Source organism: Pseudomonas sp. F8002, from assembly GCF_013385495.1.
Classification (GTDB): domain Bacteria; phylum Pseudomonadota; class Gammaproteobacteria; order Pseudomonadales; family Pseudomonadaceae; genus Aquipseudomonas.
In genome coordinates, this window is sequence record NZ_JACAPW010000043.1 from 111,240 (window position 1) to 126,702 (window position 15,463).

General features: G+C 62.8%; 15 protein-coding genes. 8 read left to right on the top strand and 7 right to left on the bottom strand.

The window, feature by feature from the left end:
* The first annotated feature begins 18 nt into the window (after positions 1-18).
* The 7 genes from HX811_RS28865 to HX811_RS28895 all read left to right on the top strand — a co-directional run bounded on the left by HX811_RS28865 (position 19) and on the right by HX811_RS28895 (position 7,483).
* On the top strand, positions 19-1,152 hold the full coding sequence (locus tag HX811_RS28865) for a glycine betaine/L-proline ABC transporter ATP-binding protein (RefSeq protein WP_003219477.1): 1,134 nt from the start codon (positions 19-21) through the stop codon (positions 1,150-1,152).
* Positions 1,145-2,041 (top strand): proline/glycine betaine ABC transporter permease, encoded by an 897-nt coding sequence (locus HX811_RS28870; protein ID WP_023658964.1) that lies wholly within the window; start codon positions 1,145-1,147, stop codon positions 2,039-2,041. The genes HX811_RS28865 and HX811_RS28870 overlap by 8 nt, the downstream gene beginning before the upstream one ends.
* A 71-nt stretch (positions 2,042-2,112) precedes the next feature.
* Complete coding sequence (gene proX / locus HX811_RS28875; protein ID WP_087693082.1) at positions 2,113-3,138, top strand: glycine betaine/L-proline ABC transporter substrate-binding protein ProX; 1,026 nt, start codon at positions 2,113-2,115, stop codon at positions 3,136-3,138.
* A 226-nt stretch (positions 3,139-3,364) separates the two neighbouring features.
* Positions 3,365-4,852 (top strand): NAD-dependent succinate-semialdehyde dehydrogenase, encoded by a 1,488-nt coding sequence (locus HX811_RS28880; RefSeq protein ID WP_003219471.1) that lies wholly within the window; start codon positions 3,365-3,367, stop codon positions 4,850-4,852.
* Entirely contained in the window at positions 4,849-6,234 is a 1,386-nt protein-coding gene (locus tag HX811_RS28885; RefSeq protein ID WP_177029062.1) for an aspartate aminotransferase family protein, read from the top strand. Before HX811_RS28880 ends, HX811_RS28885 begins: the two co-directional genes overlap by 4 nt.
* Before the next feature lie 139 nt (positions 6,235-6,373).
* Positions 6,374-6,862, top strand: a complete 489-nt coding sequence (locus HX811_RS28890; RefSeq protein ID WP_003219468.1) for an Lrp/AsnC family transcriptional regulator — start codon at positions 6,374-6,376, stop codon at positions 6,860-6,862.
* A 60-nt stretch (positions 6,863-6,922) separates the two neighbouring features.
* Positions 6,923-7,483 carry a GNAT family N-acetyltransferase gene (locus tag HX811_RS28895; RefSeq protein ID WP_256344476.1) on the top strand — a complete coding sequence of 187 codons (561 nt, stop codon included), beginning with the start codon at positions 6,923-6,925 and terminating at the stop codon, positions 7,481-7,483.
* Here HX811_RS28895 and HX811_RS28900 read toward each other — a convergent pair.
* A complete protein-coding gene (locus HX811_RS28900; RefSeq protein WP_177048452.1) occupies positions 7,461-8,345 on the bottom strand; it encodes an EamA family transporter in 885 nt (294 codons plus the stop codon). The two genes, HX811_RS28895 and HX811_RS28900, sit on opposite strands and share 23 nt — an antisense overlap.
* 115 nt (positions 8,346-8,460) lie before the next feature.
* Here HX811_RS28900 and HX811_RS28905 point away from each other — a divergent pair, with 115 nt between their 5' ends.
* Positions 8,461-9,270 (top strand): helix-turn-helix transcriptional regulator, encoded by an 810-nt coding sequence (locus HX811_RS28905; RefSeq protein ID WP_177048454.1) that lies wholly within the window; start codon positions 8,461-8,463, stop codon positions 9,268-9,270.
* 398 nt (positions 9,271-9,668) lie between these two features.
* Here HX811_RS28905 and HX811_RS28910 read toward each other — a convergent pair whose 3' ends face one another.
* From HX811_RS28910 to fmdA, 6 genes are read right to left on the bottom strand one after another with little or no spacing between them, the layout of a single operon-like run.
* Positions 9,669-11,024 carry an MATE family efflux transporter gene (locus tag HX811_RS28910; RefSeq protein ID WP_177048457.1) on the bottom strand — a complete coding sequence of 452 codons (1,356 nt, stop codon included), beginning with the start codon at positions 11,022-11,024 and terminating at the stop codon, positions 9,669-9,671.
* A gap of 22 nt (positions 11,025-11,046) precedes the next feature.
* Entirely contained in the window at positions 11,047-11,610 is a 564-nt protein-coding gene (locus HX811_RS28915) for a DUF2239 family protein (RefSeq protein ID WP_177048459.1), read from the bottom strand.
* A gap of 50 nt (positions 11,611-11,660) precedes the next feature.
* Entirely contained in the window at positions 11,661-12,617 is a 957-nt protein-coding gene (locus HX811_RS28920; RefSeq protein ID WP_177020137.1) for an AAA family ATPase, read from the bottom strand.
* Between the two features lie 3 nt (positions 12,618-12,620).
* The gene (locus HX811_RS28925) at positions 12,621-13,664 is read right to left on the bottom strand and encodes an aliphatic amidase (protein ID WP_003218599.1); all 1,044 of its coding nucleotides are present in this window, start codon (positions 13,662-13,664) and stop codon (positions 12,621-12,623) included.
* Positions 13,665-13,679: 15 nt separating this feature from the next.
* Positions 13,680-14,027: a zinc ribbon domain-containing protein gene (locus HX811_RS28930; protein WP_008432727.1), complete on the bottom strand. Its 348-nt coding sequence runs from the start codon at positions 14,025-14,027 to the stop codon at positions 13,680-13,682.
* 2 nt (positions 14,028-14,029) lie between these two features.
* Positions 14,030-15,259 (bottom strand): formamidase, encoded by a 1,230-nt coding sequence (gene fmdA, locus HX811_RS28935; protein ID WP_003218608.1) that lies wholly within the window; start codon positions 15,257-15,259, stop codon positions 14,030-14,032.
* Between the last annotated feature and the right edge of the window lie 204 nt (positions 15,260-15,463).

Sequence of the window (15,463 nt, forward strand, 5' to 3'; positions counted from 1 at the left end):
TCAACCCCGGACAGGGCCATGCAGCTCTTGACCGCCGGGGCCAGCAAAGACCGGATCCTGGCCGAGACCGCCACCGTGGTCGGCCTCAACAACGTATCGCTGTCGATCCCCAGCGGGGCGATCTACATGATCATGGGCCTCTCGGGCTCGGGCAAATCCACTCTGGCGCGCTGTATCAACCGCCTGAACGAACCGACCGCGGGCAAGATCCTGCTGGACGGCGAAGACCTGGTGAGCCTCGACGAAAACCAACTGCGGGAAGTGCGCCGCACGCGTATCTCCATGGTGTTCCAGCACTTCGCGCTGCTGCCGAATAAAACCGTGATCGAGAACACCGAGTTCGGCCTCAAGCTGCGCGGTGTCTCGGCGGCCGAGCGGCGCAAGCGGGCCCTGGAAGTACTGGCGATTGTCGGCCTGGCCAAGTGGGCCGACCACCATCCCCACGAGCTGTCCGGCGGCATGCGCCAGCGCGTCGGCCTGGCCCGCGCACTGGCCACCGACGCCGACGTGCTGATCATGGACGAGGCCTTCAGTGCCCTCGACCCATTGATCCGCACCGAGATGCAGGACGAGTTGCTGCGCCTGCAACGCACCCTGAAAAAAACCATCCTGTTCATCACCCACGACTTCCAGGAAGCCCTGAAGCTGGGCACACGCATCGCGATCATGGCCGACGGCCAAGTGGTGCGCGAGGGCACGCCCCAGGAAATCGTGATGGACCCGGGCAGCGATTACGTCGCGGCGTTCACCCGGGAGGTGGACCGTTCGCGGCTGTTCGATGCGCGCTCGATCATGGAAAAAGCCCACACGCTGCTGGTGCAGGGTGACACCCGGGTGGTGGGCAATGACGGCACGGCTGCATTCGTACTGAACACCAGCGGCAAGGCGGTCGGCGTGCTGGACTCGGCAGCGCTGCTGGCCGTGGGCGGCGGCGCCGACGCACTGCAACGGCTGTCGAGCCAGTTCGTTTGCGTGCCGGCCAGCGCCAAGCTGGTGGAAGCCGCGCGCCTGCTCAAACCGGGTTTGCCGGTGGCGGTGGTGGATGGCGACGGGCAGTTCGTCGGCACCCTCAACAGCGCGCACATTCTTGATTGCATAGCCAGCGTCCCGGCCCCGCGCCCTGCCGCTGCGGAGGTTGCACAGCATGCTTAGTTCAGAAGACCTCGCGGTTTTACCCGTAGACCAGTGGATCAGCCAGGGTGTGGAGTGGCTGGGGATTCACCTGCGGCCAATGTTCCAGGCGATTCGCTGGCCGGTGGAGCATTTGCTGGGGCTGAGTGACACGGTGATCCACGCGATCCCGTTCCCGGTCATGGTGTTGCTGATGTTCCTGATCGCCTACCGTGCGGCGAGCCTGGGGGTGGCGGTGTTCAGCGCCGTGGCCCTGGTGGTGATCGCCGCGTTGGGGGTGTGGGACGAGGCCATGACCACCTTGTCGCTGATCACCACGGCGATTGTGATCTGCATGGTGGTGGGCATTCCGGTGGGCATCTGGTGCGCCCGCAGCGAGCGGGTGTGGGGCGTGATGCGGCCGATCCTCGACATCATGCAAACCACCCCGACCTTCGTGTACCTGGTGCCGGTGGTGATGCTGTTTGGCGTCGGCACGGTGTCGGGTGAAGTGGCGGTGGTGATCTCCGCCTGCCCGCCGCTGATTCGCTTTACCTACCTGGGCATCCGCATGGTCGACACCGAACTGGTGGAAGCCGGCCACGCCTTTGGTGCGGACAAGCGCCAATTGCTCTGGGAAATCCAGCTGCCCCTGGCGATCCCGACGATCCTCGGCGGCCTCAACCAGACCGTGCTCACGGCCATGGTGATGTCGGTGGTGGTGGCGATGATCGGCGCCGAAGGCCTCGGCCTGGTGGTGCTGCAAGGCCTGGGCCGGATGGACGTGGGCCGCGCGGCGGTGGGCGGGATTGCCATTGTGCTGCTGGCGATGATGCTCGACCGGATCACCCAGAACCTGGCGCAACCGACCATGCGCAAGCGCAAGTCGCTATTCAAGCGACTGCTCAATCCGAACCCGGTAAACGCATAACAAAAAGAACCTCATGAATGCCCGTTGTTGACTGCCAACCCTAACCATAACGAGAAAAAAAAGAGGAAATCATGATGCATCCATTCAAAGCCTTGCTTGGATTTGCAGCAGTGTTGTACCTGGCAAGTACGCAGGTGTGGGCCGAGGATTTGCCGGGCACCGGCAAGACCATCCGCTTCGTGCAATCGGAAAGCACCGGCGGCAACTACGTACTGACCAAAATCGCGATCGAGGCCACCAAGCGCCTGGGCTACGCGAGCAAGTTGAGCACCGTCAACACCACCCTGTTCTTCCCCGCCGCGGCCCAGGGCGACCTGGACCTGTCGATGGACGTGACCTTGCCGATGCTGCAACCGAGCTTTGACAAGGTGAAGGACCGTACCGAAGTGGTGGGCTCGGGCTTCATTACGGGCGCTGGCTATAACGGCTACATGATCGACAAGAAAACCGCCGACGCGTACGGCATCACCAGCCTGGAACAAATGAAGGACCCGAAAATCGCCGGGCTGTTCGGCAAGGACGGCAAGGCCAACCTGATCAGTTGTGATCCGGGCTGGGGCTGTGGCGATGTGGTGGATTACCAGCTCGACAAGTTCGGTCTCAAGGACACGGTTAACCCGGTACGCGGCAAATACGAAGCACTGATGTTCGAAAACGTCGCCCGGCTGAAACGTGGCGAGCCGGTGTTTTTCTATGCGTGGGCACCGTCGTGGATGACCAACACCATGGTGCCGGGCAAGGACGTGGTGTGGCTGCCGACGCCGTTTGATGCGTTGCCGGGCAATGTGCCGAGCACCACTTCGGCACTGACGCCCGGGGTTGCCGGGTGCGCCGGCGGGGCTGATCCATGCCGCATGGCGATGGCGGCGTGGAACTGGTATGCGATTGGCAACAAGCAATTCATCGCGGCGAATCCGGCGATCAGGAAGTTGGTGGAGCAGATGACGTTTTCCCAGGCAACCTGGAGTTATTGGGAAAAAACCATCAGCGCCGACGGCTCCAGCGAACGCAACATTCGCAAGCTGGCGGAGGACTGGATGAAGGAAAACAAAGCGACGTTTGACGGCTGGGTGGCCACCGCAAAAACCGCCAAGTAGCACCGATTCAATGTGGGAGCTGGCTTGCCTGCGATAGCGATGTTGAATTCACCGTCGCCATCGCAGGCAAGCCAGCTCCCACAGTCGATTTTCACCCGCCGCAAAAATAACTGTTTTGGCGGGCGCAATCAGAAAAAAACCACTGCCCCACCCCCACCAAACCACCAATCCCGCGCCTGCCCCTGCCCTAGCATTGCACCCACTCAGCCCATCCGGAGTGACCCCGATGACCTACAAACACCCGCTGCTGTTCAAAGCCCTGTGCTACGTCGACGGCCATTGGGTCCACAGCGCCAGTGCCAGCACCATCGCCGTACATGACCCGGCGAACCAACAGTTGATCGGCCACGTGCCGATGCTGGAAAAACCGCAAATTGTCGCCGCAATCGACGCCGCCCACCGCGCGTTTTCCGCCTGGCGTGAACAGAACCTCGATGCCCGAGCCACGATCCTGCGGCGCTGGGCGGCACTGATCCTCGAACACCAGGAGGACCTCGCCCGCATCCTCAGCCAGGAACAAGGCAAACCGCTGGCCGAAGCCCGCGGCGAAATCGCCTATGCCGCAAGCTTCATCCCGTGGTTCGCCGAAGAAGCCCGCCGCCTGTACGGCCAGAATATCCCCAGCCACATCCCCGGTGCGCACCTGGGCACAGTCAAGGAACCCGTAGGCGTCTGCGCCCTGCTGACCCCATGGAACTTCCCCTCGGCCATGATCACCCGCAAGGCCGCCGCCGCCCTCGCCGCCGGGTGCACGGTGGTGGTCAAGCCGGCCCATGAAACGCCCTACTCGGCGTTGGCCCTCGCGCAACTGGCCGAAGAAGCCGGCTTCCCGCCGGGCGTGTTCAACGTGGTGCTGGGCGAGCCACAGATGGCCATGCAAACCCTGGTGCAGGACACCCGCGTGCGCTCGGTAAGCTTCACCGGCTCGACCCGGGTCGGCAAGCTGGTACTGCAGGCGGCGGCCCAGGACGTGAAGAAGGTCTCGCTGGAACTGGGCGGCAATGCGCCATTTATTGTCTGCGCCGACGCCAACCTTGAGCTGGCAGTGAGAGTCGCGGTCGAGGCCAAGTTCCAGACCTCCGGCCAGGACTGCTGCGCGGCCAACCGGATCATGGTCGACCGTTCGATCTACGCCGAATTCCTCAGCCGCTTCGCTGCCGCCGTGCGTGAGTTGCGGGTCGGCCCGGCATTGGTCGACGGGCAAGAGCAAAGCGTCGACATCGGCCCGTTGATGCACCAGGCCGCCTTCGACGTCACCGCCGAACGCGTGGCCGACGCCCTGGAGCTGGGCGCGCAACGCCTGGTGGGCTGCGAAGGCCACGCCCTGGGCGGGCTGTTTTACCAGCCAACGGTACTCGCCGACGTGACCCCACAAATGCGCATCTACCGCGAAGAAAACTTCGCGCCGATTGCCGGGGTGCTGCCGTTCGACTCGATTGACCAGGCCATCGAAATGGCCAACGACACCGAGTACGGCCTGGCCGCCTACATTTGTTCCAACCGCCTGGACCTGATCTACCCGCTGATCCGCCGCCTCGACCACGCCATGATCGCGGTCAACGGGGTGAAATTCACCGGTCACCCGATTCCCTTCGGCGGCATGAAAGCCTCGGGCCTGGGCCGTGAAGGCGCCGCCGAGGGCTTCGAAGCCTTTGTCGAAACCAAATACTTTTGCCTGCATCACCAAGGCCAATTCCAAGGAGAGCAACCATGAGCCAAGCATTCAACAGCCTGTTCGAACAAGACCGCGCGCACTTCATGCACCCGTCCACCCACGCCCATGATCACGCCAGCGGCGCACTCAAGGGCCGCATCATCAAGAGCGCCTCGGGCATCCGCATTCGCGACCAGGAAGGCCGCGAATTCATCGATGCGTTTGCCGGCCTGTACTGTGTGAACATCGGCTATGGCCGCACCGAAGTTGCCGACGCCATCTACAAGCAAGCCAAGGAGCTGGCCTACTACCACACCTATGTCGGTCACTCGACCGAGGCAATCATCGAGCTGTCGAGCCGCATCATGGACTGGGCGCCCGAAGGCATGAAAAAGGTCTACTACGGCCTGTCCGGCTCAGACGCCAACGAAACCCAGATCAAGCTGGTGCGTTACTACAACAACGTACTGGGCCGTCCGCAGAAGAAGAAAATCATCTCCCGCGATCGCGGCTATCACGGCTCAGGCATCATGACCGGCAGCCTCACGGGCCTCGCCGCCTTCCATCAGCATTTCGACCTGCCGGAAAAAGGCATCCAGCACACCATTTGCCCGCACTGGTACCGCAAGGCACCGGCGGGCATGGACGAGGCTGCGTTCGTGCGTCACTGCGCCGATGAGCTGGAAAAAATGATCCTCGCCGAAGGCCCGGACACGGTCGCGGCGTTCATTGGCGAACCGGTAATGGGCACCGGTGGCATCGTGGTGCCCCCGGCCGGTTACTGGGCGGCGATCCAGGCGGTACTGAACAAGTACGATGTGTTGTTGATCGCTGACGAAGTGGTCTGCGCGTTCGGCCGGCTGGGCTCGAAAATGGGCAGCCAGCGCTACGGCATGCGCCCGGACCTGATCACCACGGCCAAGGGCCTGACCAGCGCCTATGCCCCGCTGTCAGCGGTGATCATCGGTGAGAAGGTGTGGGACGTGATTGAAAAGGCCTCGACCCACGAAGGCGCCATGGGCCACGGCTGGACCTACTCCGGGCACCCGATCTGCGCCGCGGCGGCGCTGGCAAACCTGGATATCCTGGAACGGGAGAACCTCACGGCGAACGCCGACGAAGTCGGTGGGTACCTGAACCGTCGCCTGCGGGAAACCCTCGAAGGTCACCCGCTGGTGGGCGAAGTACGCGGCGACGGCCTGCTCGCCGCCGTGGAATTCATGGCCGACCGTGAGCAACGCACGCCGTTTGATCCTGCGCTCAAGGTCGGCCCCAAAGTCTCGGCGGCCTGCCTGGAACGCGGGATGATCGCCCGGGCCATGCCACACGGCGACATCCTCGGCTTTGCGCCGCCGCTGATTTTGACCAGGGCGGAGGCAGACCTGATCGTCGACATCACCAAAGGCGCGATCGACCAGGTGGCCGGGGAAGTGTTGGGCTGATGAGTTTCCCTTAGGAGCAAGCTTGCTCGCGATGGTCGTGAACGATAACGTGCTAATCCTGAATTAACGCGTCGTCCTCAGGCTCATCGCGAGCAAGCTCGCTCCTACAGGGTCCGTGCGCCTTTGGAGTTCGTTGCCGATGCACAAGCTTGACCGCTACGACCTGAAAATCCTGCGTATCCTCTCCGAGGACGGGCGCATCACCAAATCGAGCCTGGCCGAGGCCATCAACCTTTCGGTAACGCCCGCCTGGGAGCGCGTGCGCAAGCTGGAAAGCGCCGGCCTGGTCAAGGGCTACCGCGCGGTGATCGACTGGAATCAGGTGTTCAAGAGTCAGCAACTGCTGGTGGAAATCACCCTCGCCCGGCACACCGCCCAGGACATGCGCCGCTTCGAACAACGCATGAGCGACGCCCCCGACGTGGAGTTCTGCTACGCCACCGGCGGCGGCGTGGACTACATCGCAATGATCCGCGCAGCCGACATCGACCAGTACCAGCGTTTCATCGATCAACTGCTGATGGAAGACCTGGCCATCGAGCGCTACTTCACCTATATCGTTACCAAAACCATCAAGACCACCGGCGCGCTGCCGGCCCAGGCGCTGGACGATACGGCCTGTTCCTGATGCTTGTATAACGCCCGTAATCCCGGCAGGATTGCGCCCGTGATCTTCACGGACGAGCACATGATGACCCTGCCCTTTTTCGCCCCCGTACTTCTCACCACCGAACGCCTGGGCCTGCGCCCTCCCCATCAGGATGACTGGCGCGCGCTGTTTGCCATTTGGTCCGACCCCGAGGCCATGCGCTACTTTTCCTTTCCCACCATGACCCGCGCCGAGCAAGCCGTTGAACGCTTCGGCCAACTGATGGAGGCATCGATTGCCGGTGAAGACCTGGTGTGCATGGTGGAGTTGCTGGCCACCGGTGAGGTGATCGGCAGTTGCGACCTGTTCAATGTCGACGAGCAATGCCGCCGCGCTGAAATCGGCTTTACCCTGGGCCGCCAGCACTGGGGCAAGGGCTACATGAGCGAAGCCGCTCGCGCCGTGATCGACCATGGGTTCAACACCGCCGGGCTGCGCCGGCTTGAAGCCGATATCGACCCACGCAACCTGGGCTCCGCGAAGCTGCTTGAGCGCCTGGGTTTCATTCGCGAAGGCTTGCTGCGCGAGCGCTGGGTGGTCGGCGACGAGATCTCGGACAGCGCGCTGTATGGCCTGCTCAAGCGTGACCGTCCTGCCTGACCCACAACGGGCGCCCCTTCTTCAGGCCGACGATCAGGGCCAAGAGGATCAAGCCCATGGCCTGCCACTGCGAAACCCCGGGGCGCTCACCCAGGATCAGCATTGAGCTGACGATGCCGAACACCGGGATCAGCAGTGACAGGGGCGCCACCCGGGAAACCGGGTACTCGCGCAACAGCAGGTTCCAGCCCCAGTAACAAAAGTGCGTCGCGCCATACACCTGGAACGCCAGCGAGAACAACGCCACGCCGTTCATCTGCCCGGGCAACGCGGCAAAGGCCTGCGGGCCGTCCAGCAGCCACGTCAACAGCACCAGCGGCAGCGGTGCAAACAGGCTGGCCCAGACCACGAACCCAAAGATCTCCCGCACCCGGGAAACCTTGATGATGATATTGCCGATGCTCCAGGCCAGGGCACTGAACAGCACCAGGGCAAACCCCAGCAGCGTGGCCGTCCCCTGCACGCCCAGCAGCATGCCTGCCAACCCCATGGCCGCCAGCAGCACACTGATCAATTGCGCCAGGGAAAGGCTTTCCCGAAACAGCAGCACGCCCCAGCCCAGGGTGAAGAATGCGCTGAACTGGATCAGCAGCGAAGCACTGCCAGGCGGCACGCCCATGGCGATACCGAGGTTGATCAAGGCCCACATCGCCACCCCGAATATCAAGCCATAGGCCGCCAGCCACTTCACCGCGACCTGGGGCCGGCGCACCAGAAACACCCAGGGCAACGCCGCCAGGGTGAACCGCAGGGCCGTCAACAACAGCGGGTTGATCTCGGCCAGGCCGAGTTTGGTAATGGGGAAATTGAGTCCCCACACAGCCGTCACCAGGACGGCCAGTAACAGGTGTTTTTGCTTCATCGTGACGGGTCCATTGACTCGGTGGCACGACAGGAGGCCGTGCATCCGACAGATTTTTTCGTAAACCGCGATGGCCCGCCTGCGATTGTGGGTCAACAAAGGCTAGAATCAGGCCATGCCCGATATTCATCCCTACGAAAACACCCCGCGCGACGTGGTCGTGACCGCCATCGACTATGCCGACGGCGAGCTGTTCCCCGCCCACGCGCACCCGCGAGGCCAGTTGGCCTATGCCAGCCAGGGTGTCATTACCGTCTACAGCGCCACCGGTAACTGGGTGGTGCCGCCCCGCCGCGCGATCTGGGTGCCGCCGCATGTGTCCCACGCCATGCTGATGCGCGGGCCGGTGACGATGCTCAACACCTACATTCGCCCACAGGCGGCGCGGCGGCTGGAGTTGCCGCAACAATGCCAGGTGCTGGATGTGTCGCCGCTGCTTGGGCAGTTGCTGGAGAAGGCCGTCGAGGTACCTGCGCGTTACGCGATGGGTGGCCGCGACAGCTATTTGATGGGCTTGCTGCTGCACGAGATCGCCCGAATGCCGGTGCTGCCGCTGTGTGCGCCGTTGCCGGCCGAGCCTCGATTGGCGAAGGCCTGCGAAGCGTTCCTGGCCGGGCCTTCGTTGGAAATCGGCATTGATGCCATGGCCCTCGGCGCGGGTATGAGCCGCCGGACTTTTACCCGCCAGTTCCGCCAGGCCACGGGGATCAGTTACCTGCAATGGCGCCAGCAAGCCTGTTTGCTGGCGGCGATTGTGCGGCTGGGCAATGGGGAACCGGTGACCAGGGTGGCGCTGGATCTGGGCTATAGCAGCCCGAGTGCGTTTGCCACGGTGTTCAAGCGTGTGTTGGGTGAGGTACCGAGCCGTTATTTCACCAAGGAGTTGCGGGGGATGGGTCGCGGTACATATCCGTTATTGAGGTAACGACCACCTAGGGTTCCGCTCTTACAGCGGCTCACTTTTGAACAGCGCAAAAGTAAGCAAAACGCTCTTGCCCCACCACTCGGCACCTCGCCTTGGTGCGGTGTGCCTAAGATCAAAATCAAAGGCTAAAGCGGGCACAGCTCCCACAGAAAAGCAGCTCTGCTTTCGCTCTGGCTTTTGATCTGGCTTCTAACACTCAGGCCGCCGTGCTCTTGCTTTTGATCTTGATCTGACTGCCCCACTCAGCCCGAGGCCGAACGCAGGAGTGCGGCGCGGCGGCCCACGGAGTAATGTCGGAGTGAACACCGAGCCTAGGCGAGGTACCGACAGGCGGGGCAGAGCGTTTTGGTTACTTTGCCGCTTTTTTGTACACCCTGCGCGCCCCCGCAAAAAAAACCTCACACCAACCGCTTGATCTGCTTATGCCGCCAAACCAGCCGGTAATACGCCGTCTGCAACCCCAACATCGCCAGATACGTCACCGGAAACGCCATCCACACCCCTTCCAGCCCAAACCGCGCATTCAGCAGATACGCCACCGGCAACTCCACCCCCAACACGCAAACGATCGAGATCCCCACCGGCACCAGCACCACCCCGCTGGCCCGCATGATCCCGCCCACCACGGCCTGGAAACCGAACACCAGGATGCTCCAGAGCATGATATGCAGCAGGTGCTCGGCCTTGACCCGCGCATCCACGTCGGTAATGAACAACCCCAACAGCCAGTGCGACAACACATACCCCAGCACTATCAACCCACCCGTCAGGCACAGGTTGATCAAAATCCCCGTACGCAGGATCGGCCCGATCCGCTCCAGGCGCCCCGCCCCGATCGCCTGCGCCCCCAGAATCGACGCGGTGATCGCAATCGACAACGCCGGAAACTGCACATAGTTGACGATCTGCGTCACCGCCCCATACGCCGCCGTCGCCTGGGAACCATGGCTGTTGACCAGCGCCAGAATCACCAGCTCCGACAACGACAGCACCACCATCTGCAACCCCGTAGGCAACCCGATACGCAGGACCTTGCCCAGGATCACCCGATCCAGCCGCAGCGCCGCCATCAACTGGCGATCCGGCGCCATTACGTGGTTTTTATGGCGCAGGCGCAGCACCAGGAACGTCATCGCCAGGGCATTACCCACCAACCCCGCCACCACCGCGCTCTGGATACCCATCGGCGGCAGGCCCAGCCAACCCTTGATCAGCGCAGGGGTCAGCACCAGGCCCACGGTGGTCGACACCATCAGCGCCAATAACGGCGACACCGTGTCACTCACGCCCCGCAGCAGTTGGGTGAACAGGATGAACACCAGCAACAGCGGCATGATCAGCATCATCATCTGCGCATAACCCACCGCGTCATCCAGCACATCCACCGGTGTGCCCAGGGCCTGCATTGCCGGGCGCGCAAACACGCTGCCCAGCACCGCCGCGATCACCCCGATCAGGGCGCCGAGGGTCAGGGTGGCGCCGGTGATCGACTTGACCATCGAGGCTTCCTGCGCGCCCCACGCCTGGCCGATCAGCACCGAAGCGCCCGCCCCCAGGCCGATCACCAGGGCGATAAAGAAAAACACGATGGGGAACATCCCCGACACCGCCGCCAACGCCTGGGTGCCGAGCATCTGCCCGACATAGATTCCGTTCAGCGTGCCGGAAAAGCTCTGGAGGAAATTGGACAGCACCATGGGTGCCAGAAAGATCAGGTAGATCTGCCACAACGGTCGTTGCTGGGTGACTTCCATGAAGGTTCGGATCTCAATGCAATTAGGCAGGGAAAGCGTTGCGTGACAACCAGGCCAGGTACAACTTCACATCCACCGGCCAGTGCGCGATCCTGTTGGAAAATTCCGCGCCGTCCTGGGCAAACAACGCCCGCGAGGCTTCTTCAAAACCTGGCAGGTCGCCGCCGATGGCGCTCATGAAACGATAGCTGGACTCCTTCGCCTGGCGCCGCTCATCGTGCTCGGCATGGGCGTTGCGCGCTTCGTCCACCAACCGGCGCAAGGCCGCCGAGGCGCCGCCGCGTTGTTGTCCCAGCCACTCCCAGTGCCTCGGCAGCAAGGTCACTTCACGGGCGACCACCCCCAGCTTAGGACGGCCTACAGTAGGTGACGCCGGCACGTCGGCCTCCGTCACCGCGAGGGTCGGTTGCTGCGGTGCGTAACCGGCGGGCCAGGGATAGTCGACTTGAACACCGCTGGCGTCATCAAACACCAGCAAGCTGCCCGTCGCCAGGTCGAGGCTTTTCAGGTTTTTGGCGACGTCGGCATAAGAGCCGGCAGCCACGCGTTGGTGGCCAAGGAAGGCGGTGCACTGTGATGCGCTCATGACTTTTACCCGGATTATTTTGTTTTACCCGGGTTATATTAGCCTGAAATTTATTGGATGCAAGCCGCTTGTTGCGAAACCACCAAACGATCACTGTCGACAGTCGCGCCCATGGGGCCCACACCCGGGTCGCGCAATACGCATTCGGCAATCGCCGGCTCCAGCTCCACCCGCAATCGGCGGCCCAAGGCGCGGGCGCCGAACCGTACGTCATGGTCGCGGCACAGCCAGGCACGTGCCGATTCATCCAGCACCAATGATCGGTGCTGCGCCGCCAGGCGTTGATTGAGTTTGCCGAGTTCCACCTTGAGCAGCGCCTCAAGCCACTGATGGTCGATGGGCTCGAACATCAGGATACGATCGATGCGATTGAGAAATTCCGGTTCGAAGTGGCGGTGCAAGGCGTCCTCCAACACCCCCGCTTCACCGCGCCCCCACCAGCGCAACGGGGCAAAGCGTTGCCGGTGCCGACGCGCCTGCTGGGCGCCGATATTGCTGGTCATGAAGATCAGGCTGTTGCGAAAGTCCAGCGTACGAGCGCCGCCCGCCAGCGTCAGCTGGCCGTTTTCAAGGATGCCCAGCAGGCTGCGCACCACTTCCTGGCTGGCTTTCTCCAACTCGTCGAACAGCACGATACCAGGGCGGCTGTAGCTACCCTGGATCAGTTCGCTGTTGAACAGGCTGATGCCCTCCTTGCTGCCGACATAACCCGGCGGTGCACCGGTGAGTGCGGCGGCATAATGCTCCTGGGCCAGGGTGTGCATGTCGATACGGCAGAACCCGTCGGCACGCCCGTGCAACGCCTGCGCCAGCAGCCGGACGATTTCCGTCTTGCCGACCCCGGTAGGCCCCATGAACAGGTTGACGCTCAACGGCCGCTCACGCTCACCGATATCGGCCTTGACCACCTTGAGCAACCCTTCCATTTGGGCCAGGGCTGCGTCCTGGCCAACGATACGGCTGCGCAGCAAGGCCATGACCTGGGCCGGTTCAAAAGTAAACCGCATGCCTCAACCCGCCGTTTTTTCTTTACCGCCATGGGGCAACTGCCCCACCGGGCATTCGGCGACACCGACGGTGCTGCGAGTGAAGGCCTCGACATTCTCTTGGGCCTTTTGCGCGTCCAGCACCCAGGTGCGATAGAACTCGAATGGGCAATCCGCCACGCCCTTGTCCCCATCGCCCGAGGCATGCATGCCGGTGTAGCCACGGTGCAGCAACTTGAACAGATGGTTCTGCGACTGGTCGTTGGCCCGCGCATCGCGGATCTGCGACACCGACAGCTGGGCGTACTGAATGCCCATCTCTTCCTCGCCGCACTCGCCCAGGGTACGGCCATCGAAGCCGATGATCGCCGAGTGCCCGAAGTACGAATACACCCCGTCGAACCCCGCCGCATTCGCCACCGCCACGTAGCAGTTATTGGCCCAGGCCATGCTCTTGGACATCTGCACCTGCTGCTCCTTGGCCGGGTACATATAGCCCTGGCAGCGCACGATCAGCTCGGCGCCTTTCATCGCACAGTCACGCCAGATCTCCGGGTAGTTGCCGTCGTCGCAGATGATCAGGCTGACCTTCATGCCCTTGGGCCCGTCGCACACGTAGGTGCGATCGCCCGGGTACCAGCCCTCGATCGGGCACCACGGAATGCATTTGCGGTAACGCTGGACGATCTCGCCGAGGTTATTGATCAGCACCAGCGTGTTGTACGGCGCCTTGTGCGGGTGCTCCTCGTGGCGTTCACCGGTCAGGGAAAACACGCCCCAGGTATTGGCCTGGCGACAGGCCGCGGAGAAAATCGCCGTCTCCTCGCCGGGAATACTCGCGGCGGTCGCCATCATCTCGTCGTGGTCGTACATGATCCCCATGGTGCTGTATTCGGGGAACACCACCAGGTCCATGCCGGGCAAACCCTGCTTCATGCCGACAATAATCTCGGCAATCTTCTTCGCGTTATCGATGACTTCGGCCTTGCTGTGCAGGCGCGGCATCTTGTAGTTCACGACAGCAACGCCGACCGTATCCGGGCTGCTGGAAATGTCGCCATGGCGCATTGCAAATCTCCTCGGTCAATGACTGATCATCCAGGGCCGTGGCCCGGTCCTGGTCTTGAGCCCCAGCGGGTTGGCCTTGCTCGGCACCACCGGCTTGCTGGTGCCACAGCAACTGCAGCCCGCCGGGTGCTTGCGCGCTGCCTGATATTCGCCGACGGTTTGCGGCGCATGGGCGCTGCGCTCGTTACCGGCTATGGCCTTGCGCTGATTGGCCGACAGCGTGGTCAGCGCCGGCGCCGACAGCAGCAACTGCCCGCCCGGGCCGTCGCAATACGGGCATTGGCTGGGTTCGTGACGCTGGGCCATGGGCCGCAGCATCGTGAAGGTGCCGCAGGACTCACAGGCATATTCGTAGGTCGGCATGGCTACAGGTCCGGAGCGATGGGCAGGTCGATGCTGCCGTCGAGGAATTGGGTCGGGCCGCTGGCATTGGGGTTGATGTCGAACTCGAAGATTTCAGTCGGCAGCCACAACGTCGCGCAGGCGTTGGGGATGTCCACCACGCCGCTGATATGCCCCTGCACCGGCGCCGAGCCGAGCAACGCATACCCCTGGGCCGGCGAGTAGCCGAACTTGGTCAGGTAGTTGATCGCATTCAGGCAGGCCTGGCGGTAAGCGACATTGACGTCCAGGTAGTGCTGCTGGCCCTGTTCGTCGACGGAGATGCCTTCGAAGATCAGGTAGTTCTTGTAGTTCGGGGTGATCGGGCTTGGCTTGAACACCGGGTTCTTGATCCCGTATTTGGCCATGCCGCCCTTGATCAGCTCGACCTTCATGTGCACCCAGCCGGCCATTTCGATGGCGCCGCAAAAGGTGATTTCGCCGTCGCCCTGGCTGAAGTGCAAGTCGCCCACCGACAGGCCGGCGCCGTTGACGTACACCGGGAAATAGATCTTCGAGCCGCGGGACAAATCCTTGATATCGCAGTTGCCGCCATGCTCACGGGGCGGCACGGTGCGGGCACCGGTGGCGGCGGCATCATCACGGGCCGAGCCCTTGAGTTTGCCCATGTGCGCGGTGGCGGCCAGCGGGGCGTTGGCCAGGGGTGGGACGCGGGTCGGGTTGGTGTCGATCAGCTCCTGCTCGCGACGATTCCAGTCGGCGAGCATCACCGGGTCGGGCAGGCAGCCGATCAGGCCGGGGTGGATCAGGCCCGCAAAATTGACGCCCGGGATGTGCCGGGAACTGGTGAACATACCCTTGAAATCCCAGATGGCTTTTTGCGCGCTGGGGAAGTGATCGGTGAGAAAGCCGCCGCCGTTCTGGCGGGAGAAGAAGCCGTTGAAGCCCCACTGGGAGTCGGCCTTGGCGCCGATGTCGAGCAGGTCGACCACCAGCAAGTCGCCAGGTTCGGCGCCGTGTACGCCCACCGGGCCGGAGAGGTAATGCACGGTGGAGAGGTCGACGTCGCGCACGTCGCTGGCGTCGTCGTTGTTCTTGATGGCGCCGGCGGTCCAGTCGTAGGTTTCGAGGATGAAGTCATCGCCGGGTTTGACCCAGCAAGCCATCGGGATGTCCGGGTGCCAACGGTTGTGGATCTGTTCGTTTTCGGTGACGGGTTGGTTGAGGTCGACTTTGATCAGGGTGTCGGTCATCGAGGTGCTCCCGGAGGTGGCTTGGCTGTCGGGAGCAGTCTCACGGGGATGGGGTTGGGCGGGGAATACGTTGGATGACGTATGCGCTCGGGGTGGAGTACATATCCGTTACTTCGGTCAGGGCCGCTATTGGTTCCGCTCTTACAGCGGCTCACTTTTGAAAAGCGCAAAAGTAAGCAAAACGCTCTTGCCCCACCACTCGGC